Annotated in this window: 9 protein-coding genes and 1 pseudogene; 6 read left to right on the top strand and 4 right to left on the bottom strand. The window is 69.4% G+C overall.

From position 1 onward, the window contains the following. Positions 1–350 (top strand): annotated as a pseudogene (locus AC5RV3_RS17625) (hypothetical protein); the annotation flags it as partial. Positions 351–431: 81 nt separating this feature from the next. Here AC5RV3_RS17625 and AC5RV3_RS17620 read toward each other — a convergent pair. From AC5RV3_RS17620 to AC5RV3_RS17610, 3 genes are read right to left on the bottom strand one after another with little or no spacing between them, the layout of a single operon-like run. Then, positions 432–1,697, bottom strand: coding sequence for an MFS transporter (locus AC5RV3_RS17620; protein ID WP_494123187.1), 1,266 nt, complete (start codon positions 1,695–1,697; stop codon positions 432–434). A 48-nt stretch (positions 1,698–1,745) separates the two neighbouring features. Continuing rightward, positions 1,746–2,543, bottom strand: coding sequence for a DUF3027 domain-containing protein (locus AC5RV3_RS17615; protein ID WP_494123186.1), 798 nt, complete (start codon positions 2,541–2,543; stop codon positions 1,746–1,748). Positions 2,544–2,552: 9 nt separating this feature from the next. Beyond that, complete coding sequence (locus AC5RV3_RS17610; protein ID WP_493988228.1) at positions 2,553–2,936, bottom strand: cold-shock protein; 384 nt, start codon at positions 2,934–2,936, stop codon at positions 2,553–2,555. Between the two features lie 229 nt (positions 2,937–3,165). Here AC5RV3_RS17610 and AC5RV3_RS17605 point away from each other — a divergent pair, with 229 nt between their 5' ends. From AC5RV3_RS17605 to AC5RV3_RS17595, 3 genes are all read left to right on the top strand, one after another. Next, positions 3,166–3,420 (top strand): hypothetical protein, encoded by a 255-nt coding sequence (locus tag AC5RV3_RS17605; protein ID WP_494123185.1) that lies wholly within the window; start codon positions 3,166–3,168, stop codon positions 3,418–3,420. An 84-nt stretch (positions 3,421–3,504) separates the two neighbouring features. Continuing rightward, entirely contained in the window at positions 3,505–6,054 is a 2,550-nt protein-coding gene (locus AC5RV3_RS17600) for a helicase-associated domain-containing protein (protein WP_494123184.1), read from the top strand. Further along, complete coding sequence (locus AC5RV3_RS17595) at positions 6,055–7,710, top strand: DNA repair helicase XPB (protein ID WP_494123183.1); 1,656 nt, start codon at positions 6,055–6,057, stop codon at positions 7,708–7,710. It begins immediately after the preceding gene. Between the two features lie 181 nt (positions 7,711–7,891). On the opposite strand, the gene AC5RV3_RS17590 is transcribed toward AC5RV3_RS17595, so the two are convergent. Then, positions 7,892–8,155: a hypothetical protein gene (locus AC5RV3_RS17590; RefSeq protein WP_494123182.1), complete on the bottom strand. Its 264-nt coding sequence runs from the start codon at positions 8,153–8,155 to the stop codon at positions 7,892–7,894. Positions 8,156–8,332: 177 nt separating this feature from the next. Between AC5RV3_RS17590 and AC5RV3_RS17585 the strand changes: the two genes are divergently transcribed. Both AC5RV3_RS17585 and AC5RV3_RS17580 read left to right on the top strand, forming a co-directional pair. Beyond that, positions 8,333–9,043 (top strand): response regulator transcription factor, encoded by a 711-nt coding sequence (locus tag AC5RV3_RS17585; protein WP_493979402.1) that lies wholly within the window; start codon positions 8,333–8,335, stop codon positions 9,041–9,043. A 3-nt stretch (positions 9,044–9,046) separates the two neighbouring features. Next, positions 9,047–10,504: a sensor histidine kinase gene (locus AC5RV3_RS17580; protein ID WP_494123181.1), complete on the top strand. Its 1,458-nt coding sequence runs from the start codon at positions 9,047–9,049 to the stop codon at positions 10,502–10,504. The last annotated feature ends 84 nt before the right edge of the window (positions 10,505–10,588 follow it).

Genomic DNA, 10,588 nt, shown 5'->3' with positions numbered 1-10,588 from the left:
CCGTGCTGGAAAACCTGCAGTGCCTGTGCAGCGCGCACCATGCGGCGAAGACCGGCGGGCACGTCCGCGCCGCTGCCGGGCCACACGGCGAGATCACATGGACCACGCGCACCGGCCACCGCAAGACCACCCATCCGGACGAGGGCTGGGACACCCTCCTGCCCCGACCGAAGGAAACGGAAACCGCCGCCAACGGCGGCAGCGGAAGCGGATACAACACCGACGGCCCGGGAGAAGACGTCGCCAGCGGCACCATAGACCGCGGTGACCAAACGCCTAAACGTACTCTCGGCGGCATCGAGCTGCCCGACGACGGGGACGCCGATCCGAATGCGCCGCCACCATTCTGAGCTTCCCGCGGCACGAGCAGAAGATATCGGGGGCGCCAGCAGAAACTGCCGCAGGCAGGTTGCCTGCCGTCTCGGCAGATCTTAGGCGGGCCGGTCCGGCACGCCGTAGGTGATGCTCAGTTTCCGCACGGCAGAGCGGTCGAAGCGCAGGCGCATGTGGTGCGCCCGCCAGGCCCATACGATCCCGATGGCGGCGGCGGCCACGCCCGACAGCGCGGCCACGCCCAGCCCCCAGCGCGGGCCGAAGCTGTTGGCCACCAAGCCGACCAGCGGCGCACCGATCGGGGTGCCGCCCATCAGGATGGCCATATACAAGGACATGACGCGCCCACGCATCATGGGAGCAGTCGTGGTCTGCACGTAGGCATTGGCGCTGGTCATGATCGTGATGGCCGCAGCGCCGACCGGCACCAGCGCCAGCCCGAAGAGCCAGACCGTCGGGGCCAGCCCTGCCACGGTGCATGCGATGCCGAAGGCCACCGACGCGCCGAAGATATAGCGCAGGCGGGGCCGGTCACGCCGCGCGCTAAGCAGCGAGCCGGTGACCGAACCCGCTGCCATCACCGAGGAAAGTAAGCCGAAATCACCGGCGTGCCCGTTGAATTCCGTGCGGGCCATCGAGGCGACAAAGACGGAAAAGTTCAGGCCGAAGGTACCGATGATGAAGATGGCGGCCAGCACCACCACCAGGTCGGGCCGCTGCTTCACATACCGGAAGCCTTCAAGGATCTGTCCGCGCCCCTTGGCGGCCTTCTCCCGCAGGTGAAGCTCCTGGCGTCGGATAGCGAGCAGCGCCGCGATCATCGCAGCGAAGGTGGCGGTGTTGATGAGGAACACCGGTCCGGGGCCGATGGCGACGGTGAGCACACCGGCAATGGCCGGCCCGACCATCCTGGCCAGGTTGAACGAGGTGCTGTTAAGCGCCACAGCATTCGGCAGGTAATCGTCGCGCACCACATCCGAGACGAAAGTCTGCCGTGCCGGCGCGTCCACCGCCGTCACCATCCCTAGTGCCAGGGCGAAGGCGTAGACGTGCCACAGCTGGGCGACGTCGGCGATCACCATCAACCCCAACGCTAGACCCAGCACGGCCATCGAAATCTGGGTGGCCATCAGCAGCTTTTGCCGGTCAAACCGGTCGGCAACCAGCCCGGCCCAGGGAGCCATGACCAGTTGCGGTCCCATCTGCAGAGCCATCACGATGCCCATGGCAGCGGCGTCCTGCTCGGTCAGGATGTCGTAGACCAGCCAGTCCTGCGCCGTACGCTGCATCCACGTGCCGATATTGGAGACCAACGCTCCAATGAACCAGATCCGGTAGTTGAACAACCTCAGTGAACGAAACACGCTTTACCGCCCTTTCCGGCTGCATACCTGCCTCGTCGATGGGTCGCGTCAGGACGTTGCTTCGGCGCCGTCCTCGCTCGCGGTGATGTCGGACGTCTCGGCCGGGCTCCCGTTGGCTACGTCCTCGGTGGCCGGGCTCGGGTCCGCAGCTGCAGCCATCCCGTCCGCGGCTGCCTCGGCGTCGTCTGGCGCACCCGTATCAGGGGCTGCACCGGCGTCGTCTGGCGCATCGGCTGGAGCAGCTGCCTCGGTGTCCGTCGCCGCTGCCGCATCTGCCGCAGCGGCTGCCTCGGTGTCCGTCGCCGCTGCCGCATCTCCAGCAGCGGCTTCCTCGGTGCGTTCCGCCGCCTCTGCCGCATCTCCCGCAGCAGCTGGCTCGGTGCGTTCCGCCGCCGCTGCCGCATCCGCCGCCTCTGCTTCCGCCGCGGCCGCGGCTTCTTCAGGCCGAACCCGGTCGGCCCACGGCACCCACTCCGGAGCCAGCAGCGACTTCTCCGAGGGAAGCAGGCCCACTTCGCAGACCGTGGCTTCCTTGCCGCGCGGCACCCGGGCCAACGTGGCGTACCACTGCCAGCCCACGTAGCCTGCCAGTTGTGCCTCGAACCGATGCGTGACCAGGCGGTCGCCGTCGGCAAAGCTGCCGACGTGTGCGCCAATTTGCTCGGACGGGGCGATCTCCAGCACACCGTCGCGCGCACGGTCCACCGCGGCGGCCAGCACAGGGTCCAGTTTGGGAGCGCGCTTCGCGGGACGACGCCGGGGCGCGGCCTCGGCCTGCGGCTCGCCGGCGGCCGCGTGCTCCTCGTCAACCGTTTCAGCGCCGGCGTCGGTCACGTTTTCAGTCATCAAGGCCGCCTACGCGTCCAGGTCGTCGGCCACGCGGCGGAGCACCGCTGCGACCTTCGACGCGTGGGAGCGCTCCGGGTAGCGGCCCTTGCGCAGGCCGTTGGAAATCTCGTCCAGCAGCTTGATCAGATCTTCGGTGATCACGGCCATGTCCTCGGCCGGCTTGCGCGTTGCCCGGACCACCGAGGGAGCCGCATCGAGGATGCGCGCCGAGAGTGCGGACGGGCCACGCCGGCCATCGGCTATGCCGAATTCCATCCGGGTGCCTGGCTTGACGTCCTTGACGCCGGCCGGCAGCGCCGACGCGTGCAGGAACACTTCCTGTCCGTCTTCGCTGGCCAGGAATCCAAACCCTTTATCCGTGTCAAACCACTTGACTTTGCCGATGGGCACTTTGCTTACCTCGTTCTGCTTCATGATGCAGCGGTACCGCACGCTGCTGCGTTCTTACCATGGGCCCCGCCGGTAGCACAGCAGCCGCACACGCGACCGCGCCGAATCGGGGAAAGTCTGTCTCTAGGTTATCGTGTTCCGCCGACGGCCGAACCCGTTGCCCACAGCTTTCCGCTCGTGGCGTGAGCGTCGGGAATCGGGCCGCGGCAGGCCGCTGTAATCTGGTGTCATGCCCGGAACCGTCCCCGCCCAGAATGCGTCCCGACCCGCCGAGTCCGGTGCCTTGCACCAAGCGCTGGTCGTTGCCGCCGTCGTCGTGCTGTTGGTTGGGCTGGGCAGCCTGGGCGTGATTCTGGCCGGCGCCATGGCCGGCACCGAGGTGTGGACGGGCTTCCTGGGACTGGCCTGGTTCTGCTTTCCCATCGCCTTCGTGCTGGTGGTGCTGCTGGTGGCCGGCAGCGTCCGGCGCCGCCGCCGCAGCTAGGGGAAGCTAGCGGCAGCAACCGCTCCCTAGACCGTCCCGCCCCGGCACCGATGGGCCGCAGAGGCGCGGGGTAACGTTAATCCGGTGTCCTCCATCCGCGCTTTGGCTGGCCAGTTGGCCGCCCGCAGCGACACAGAGCTGCGGCAGCTGTTCAGCGCCCGTCCGGACCTGTGCCTGCCGGCCGTGCCGGACTTTTCCGCCCTGGCGGCGCGCGCGTGCACCCGGATCAGCCTGCAGCGGGTGCTGGAACAGCTGTCCCGACCCGAGCTGGAGGTGCTCGAAGCCGTAGTGTTCAGCACCGATGTGGATGCCGGGCGCGCCGCCGACGCAAGTTCCCTGCGGCCGCTGCTCGTGCCGCCGGACGGCACCGCGACGCTTCACGAACTGGACTCCTGCCTGGCGCGGCTGCATGGCCTCGCCCTGCTGCTGTCCGCGGAACCGCCCTCCCACGACGACGGCGGTGCCACCTCTCCTTCCCCGGCCTACCTTCCGGTGTCGAGCCTGGCCGAAGCACTGGGACCGTACCCGTCCGGCCTCGGCCGCAGCTACGCAGCCCTGGCCGCCGCCAGCCCCGTGGCCGCCGACCATCTGGTCGGTTCGGTGCGGCTGCTGCGGGAGGCCGGTTATGTCCTCCCCGCCGATTTTCCGGAGCCGGGCACGGACGAAGGCCCCGGCGCGCCGTCCGCGGGCGTCCCGGCAGCCGCCGTGCTTGAGGGCTGGCTCGCCGACCCGCGGACCTGGCCGGCGCTAATGGCCAAGGCGCCGGAACATACGGACGAGCTGCTCGGGAAGTTCCGCCGCTCCCCGCTCGGGGCGGTGCCGCACCGGCTGGCCGGAACGGGCCCGCGCGACGCCGCCTCACCGATCGACTGGCTGGCAGCCCATGCCCTCCTGGTGCCCATCGACGCGTCGCACGTGGAACTCCCCCGGGCGGCGGGTCTGGCGGTGCGCGGCGGCGCCGTGGCAGATCCCTGGCATACGCGGCCGCCGGCCATTGCCGCCCGGCAGGTCCGGAATTCCCTGCGTGACAACGCGGCGTTCTCTGCCACGGCCGAGACGCTGCGGCTCGTGGCCGAGCTGTTGGAACAGATACGCCGGGGGCCGGTGGCCACCCTGCGGGCCGGCGGTGTGGGCGTGCGCGAAGTCCGGCGGCTGGCCGAGGCGCTGCGGATCGAACCGGGCGTGACCAGCTGGCTGCTGGAGCTGTCCGCCGCCGCCGGACTGGTCGTCCTGGACGTAGATACCTCCCGCTGGGTGATCCATGCGAACGCCAGTTTCGGTTCCCTGGAGCGCCGGGACCAATGGCAGCTGCTGGTCTCGTCCTGGCTGCAGCTGGACCGGGCACCCTCGCTCGTGGGCGGGCGGACGCCGTCGGACACCGCCATTAATGCGCTGGCCGCCGAAGCGTCCCGGCCCGACGCCCCGGCAGTCCGGCGCCACGTGCTCGAGGCGCTGGAGAAGCTTTGCGGGGCTGGTTCTTCCGGCGGCAGCACGCCGGCGCCCTCGCCTGAGGACGTTACCGCCTACCTGGTCTGGCGGCGGCCCCGGCAGCAGCGCCGGTTCAAGCGGCTGGTTCCTGGCGTCCTGGCCGAGGCCGCGCGGCTGGGCCTCGTGGGCTCCGGCGCGCTGACCGGGCTGGGGCGGGCGACGGCGCAGGGCCGGCTGGCCGAGGCCGCCGCGCTGCTGGCCGAGCAGCTGCCGGAACCGCTGGACAAGTTCATGCTGCAGGCGGACCTGACGGCCGTTGCTCCCGGGTATCTGGCCCCGGATATCGCCGCGGAGCTGTCCTTGCTGTCCGATGCCGAGGGCCAGGGTCCGGCGGCCATCTACCGGTTCTCGGCCGACAGCATCCGGCGCGCCCTCGACGCCGGCCGGGGCGCCGCCGGGATCCTCGGCTTCCTGGTCCGGCATTCGGCCACCGGCGTGCCGCAGCCGCTGGAGTATCTGGTGGAGGACACCGCTTCCCGGCACGGTGCGCTGCGGGTCGGGGCGGCCGCCAGCTTCCTGCGCAGCGACGACGAAGATGCTTTGACGGACCTGCTTGCCGACCCGCGCGCGGCCCGGCTGGGCCTGCGCCGGCTGGCCCCTACGGTGCTGGTGTCGCGTACCGGAGCCCGCGATCTGCTCGCCTCCCTGCGCCAGCTCGGTTATGCGCCGGCTCCGGAGGCCGACGACGGCGTAGTGCTGGGCGGCGGCCCGGGCACCGGCGGCACGGGCTTTGGCGGCCCGGGCACCGGCGGGCGTGCTGCTGCGGAGGGCACCCCGGCGGAAGGTTCCGCAGCTGCGCAGGCCGGCCGCCCGCCGTCGTCGTTCCCTGTCAGGACGAACCCCTGGGAGCTCACCGCCGAAGATGCCGATGCCCAGCTGGCGATGCTGCGGAGCAGCGGCGTTCCGTCCCGCCCGGCCGCCGAGGCCGGGCCGCTGCTGGCGCTGGAAACGCTGCGCACCGCGGTCCGGTTGAAACAAAAGGTCCGGATCGGCATCGTGGACCCGGACGGCAACCACCGGCGCCAGGTGATGCTCCCGCTGTCCGTCAGCGGCGGGCGGGTGCGCGTCTTCGACCCCGACCGTGACAGCGAGCGCACCGTCTCCATCCACCGCGTGATGGACATTGAACTAGTGGAGGGCAGCTGAATGGTTAACGGACCCCTGATCGTCCAAAGCGACAAGACGATCCTGCTGGAGGTGGACCACGAACAGGCCACCGAGGCCCGGCACGCCATCGCCGCATTCGCCGAACTGGAGCGCGCACCCGAGCACATGCATTCCTACCGGATCACTCCGCTGGGGCTGTGGAACGCCCGCGCCGCCGGGCTGGACGCCGAACAGGTGCTGGACACGCTGCTGAACTACTCGCGCTTCCCGGTGCCGCACGCGCTGCTGGTGGACATTGAGGACACCATGTCCCGGTACGGGCGGCTGCGGCTGGAGAAGGACCCGCAGCATGGCCTGGTGCTGCGCACCACCGACTACCCGGTGCTCGAGGAGGTCATGCACGCCAAGAAGATCCAGCCGCTGCTGGGTCCGCGGATCGACGCCGAGACCACCGTGGTGCACTCCTCGCAGCGCGGCCAGCTCAAGCAACTGCTGCTCAAGCTGGGCTGGCCCGCGGAGGACCTGGCCGGCTACGTCGACGGCACGCCGCATCCGATTGCGCTGGCCGAATCCGCGGAGCCGGGCGGCTGGCAGCTGCGGCCGTACCAGCGCCTGGCCGTGGAGAATTTCTGGGCCGGCGGTTCCGGCGTCGTCGTCCTGCCCTGCGGGGCCGGCAAAACGCTGGTCGGCGCGGCCGCGATGGCCACCAGCTCCACCACCACCCTGGTGCTCGTGACCAACACCGTCTCCGCGCGGCAGTGGAAGGATGAGCTGGTCCGCCGCACCTCCCTGACCGCGGAGGAGGTGGGCGAATACTCCGGCTCGGTCAAGGAAGTCCGGCCGGTCACCATCGCCACCTACCAGGTGCTGACCATGCGCCGCGGCGGACTGTATCCGCACCTGGAGCTCCTGGATGCCAACGACTGGGGCCTGATCATCTACGACGAGGTGCATCTGCTGCCGGCCCCGATGTTCCGGATGACCGCGGACCTGCAGGCGCGGCGGCGGCTGGGGCTGACCGCCACGTTGGTGCGCGAGGACGGCCGCGAGGGCGAGGTGTTCTCGCTGATCGGCCCGAAGCGCTACGACGCGCCGTGGAAGGACATCGAGGCGCAGGGCTACATCGCGCCCGCCGACTGCGTCGAGGTCCGGGTGGACCTGCCGCGGGACGAGCGGGTGGCGTACGCCATGGCCGACGACGGCGACAAGTACCGGCTGTGCGCAACGTCCCCGACCAAGACCCCGGTGGTCGATGCCCTGGTGCGGGAGCACCGGGGCGAGCAGCTGCTGGTGATCGGTCAGTACATCGACCAGCTCGACGAGATTGCCGCGCACCTGGACGCGCCCGTGATCAAGGGCGAGACGTCGGTGAAGGAACGGCAGCGGCTGTTCGACGCTTTCCGCCGCGGTGAACTGCAGACGCTGGTGGTCTCCAAGGTAGCCAACTTCTCCATCGACCTGCCCGAAGCCACCGTGGCCATCCAGGTGTCCGGCTCCTTCGGCTCACGGCAGGAAGAAGCCCAGCGGCTGGGCCGGCTCCTGCGCCCCAAGGCGGACGGCCGGTCCGCCCGGTTCTACACCCTGGTCGCGCGGGACACGCTGGACCAGGACTTCGCGGCCAAACGCCAGCGCTTCCTGGCCGAGCAGGGCTACGCCTACACCATCAAGGACGCCAACGACGTGCTGCAGCCGTAGGTCGGCCCCGCGCCCCGGGGACCCTCGCGGCACCGCGACCGTGGTGGCGGGCGGCGCCGTGACCGGTGAGGCGCCTGGACATCGAAATCGGCGTCACCGACCGCTGCCGGCGCCCCGAAGGGGAGCTCATCAAGGGCTGTAACGCCTGATGATCATGCCCCTCCGGGGGTTGCCGCCAGCCTCAGCGCAGGCCGCCGTTTCGATACAGCTGGAGGAAGGCCTCTTCGCGGACCTCCTCCAGGCGCTGGTAATCAACCGCCCAGCGGCGCCGGTCCATGCGGCGGCGGGCAAGGCTGCGGCGTGCGCTGGCCGCCGCCGCGCTCAACGCGCTTGCCGTGTCGTGGAGCAGCTGCCGGAGGTCCAAGGTTCGGGAGCCCTCGAACTCCTCGACCGTTTCGTAGATATTGGCTGCTTCGGATTCGCTGGCCATTACTGCTGACTGCATGATTTCCCTTTCGGCTTTGCCGGACTTTCGCCGACCACTCAAGAATCCGCCTCCGACAGGTGGGGCAGCATCGGGCAAACGCCCCATTTGCCCTGGCCCGGAATGGGTCATCAGGGCCGCCCTCCGCGCGCAGCATTCATTCAGCAAACTCCCAGAAACCGGGCGCACACTGGAAGGGTGAAAAAGCCTGAGCCCGAAGCCAAACTGTTGGTCGTCGACGACGAGCCGAACATCCGGGAACTGCTGTCGACCTCGCTGCGGTTCGCAGGATTCGAGGTTGTGGCTGCCGCCAACGGCCGCGAGGCCCTGGACGCCGCCGAAGAACATTCACCCGATCTGGCGGTGCTGGACGTGATGCTTCCGGACATGGACGGCTTCACCGTCACCCGCAAGCTCCGGGCCTCCGGCCGTCATTTCCCGGTAGTCTTCCTCACCGCGCGCGACGAGACCGAAGACAAGGTCACCGGCCTGACGGTCGGCGGCGACGACTACGTGACCAAGCCCTTCAGCTTGGACGAAGTGGTGGCCCGAATCCGCGCCGTGCTCCGCCGCACCCGGCCGCTGCTGGAAGACGACGCGATCATCCAGGTGGACGACCTGGAGCTCGACGACGACGCGCACGAGGTGCGCCGGGGCGGCGACGTCATCGACCTCTCCCCTACCGAGTTCAAGTTGTTGCGCTACCTGATGCTGAACCCCAACCGGGTGCTCTCCAAGGCGCAGATCCTGGACCACGTCTGGGAATACGACTTCAACGGCGACGCCTCAATCGTCGAGTCCTACATTTCCTACCTGCGCCGGAAGATCGACACGAATCCGGACACTCCGCCGCTGATCCAGACCAAGCGCGGCGTGGGGTACCTGCTGCGCACGGCCGACCGCCGCTGATCCATGCTGGATCGATGGAAGTCAGCATCCCTGCGGTCGCAGCTGGTGCTGATCATGGGCGTGCTCATGGTCGCCACCCTTACCCTGACCTCGGCACTGATCCTGACCCAGCTTCACGACACGCTGGTGAGGCAACTCGACGAGGACCTGCTTAAGAACCGCCAGTCCATCTCATCCTTCCTGGTCCGTGAAGCGACCGCCCCCAGCGGGATGTCCTACTCGTCGAGGTATTACGGCGCCTTGTTCACCCGGGACGGCGAGCTCACGATTGACACCAACCCCGCCGGTGACCGCCCGGATCTGAAGGACATCACTCCGGACAGGGCCCAAGCACTCGAGGGCCGGGGTTTCCACGTGCCCGGCACCGAACGGGACAGCCAGGGCTGGCGCGTGTGGGTCACGCCCCTCCAGAACGATTCCGGCTCGGTCGCCGTGGCAGTGAGCTACAACGAGGTGAACAGCACCTTCGACAAGGTCGCGGCGAGCACGCTTCTCATCGCCGTCTCGGCCACGGTCGCCGCCATCGGCATAGTGTGGTTGGCCGTCACCCGGTCCTTCCGGCCGTTGGCCCGGGTGGAGAAAACGGCCGCGGCCATTGCCGCCGGGGACCTCTCGCGCCGCGTCGACGTGCTGAACCCGGCGACCGAAGTGGGCCGGCTCTCCAGCTCGCTGAACGCCATGCTCGCCCACATTGAAACCGCCTTCGCGTCCCGGACCGCGTCCGAACAGCGAATGCGGCGCTTCGTCCAAGATGCCTCGCACGAACTGCGCACCCCGCTGGTCACCATCCGCGGCTTCTCCGAGCTGTACCGGCACGGAGCGCTGCAGACGCCGGACGACGTCGGTGCCGCCATGGGCCGGATCGAGAGCGAAGCCAAGCGCATGGGCCAACTCGTGGAGGACCTGCTGACCCTGGCACGGGTGGATGAACAGCGTCCGCTCGAAACCAAGCCGCTGGATCTCCTCATGCTCGGCAACGATGCGGCTTTGGATGCCCGCGCCAGCGCCCCGGACCGCGCCATCACCGTCGTGGGGCTCGACGGCGGGGCGCCGCGGCCTGCGCCGATCGTGGGCGACGAGGCCCGGCTGCGCCAGGTCGTGGCCAACTTGGTCACCAACGCCCTGCGCTACACGCCTGAAGGCTCACCGCTGGAGATCGCCGTCGGCGTTCAGCCGGTGATCGACGACCGGTTGGATTCTGTCCTGGAGATCCGCGACCACGGACCGGGCATCTCCGAGGAAGAGGCGTCCCGCGTGTTCGAACGTTTCTACCGCGCGGACACCTCCCGGCATCGCGGGACCGGAGGCACCGGGCTGGGCCTGGCCATCGTTGCGGCCCTGGTGGCCCAGCATGACGGCACCGTCAGGTTGACCGAGACCCCGGGCGGCGGGGCAACCATGTCCATCCGGATCCCGTATCATCCGCCCTCGGACGAGGACGGCGCCTTCAACCTCGAGTGACCGCAGGGGCATTCCCCGCCGGGGTTTTCCACAGCCGGCGGCTTGGGCCTCGCGGCACCTTTGGCCGCTGCCTAGCCTGAACCG

It is taken from the genome of Arthrobacter sp. Y3221114, from assembly GCF_059092625.1.
Note: the sequence above shows the minus strand (reverse complement) of the source record. Positions and strands in the feature narration are given on the sequence as shown.

Coding starts and splice junctions, on each gene's coding strand:
- AC5RV3_RS17595 (WP_494123183.1), top strand. CDS start 6,055: ATGGTTAACGGACCCCTGATCGTCCAAAGCGACAAGACGATCCTGCTG.
- AC5RV3_RS17605 (WP_494123185.1), top strand. CDS start 3,166: ATGCCCGGAACCGTCCCCGCCCAGAATGCGTCCCGACCCGCCGAGTCC.
- AC5RV3_RS17580 (WP_494123181.1), top strand. CDS start 9,047: ATGCTGGATCGATGGAAGTCAGCATCCCTGCGGTCGCAGCTGGTGCTG.
- AC5RV3_RS17615 (WP_494123186.1), bottom strand. CDS start 2,543: ATGACTGAAAACGTGACCGACGCCGGCGCTGAAACGGTTGACGAGGAG.
- AC5RV3_RS17590 (WP_494123182.1), bottom strand. CDS start 8,155: ATGCAGTCAGCAGTAATGGCCAGCGAATCCGAAGCAGCCAATATCTAC.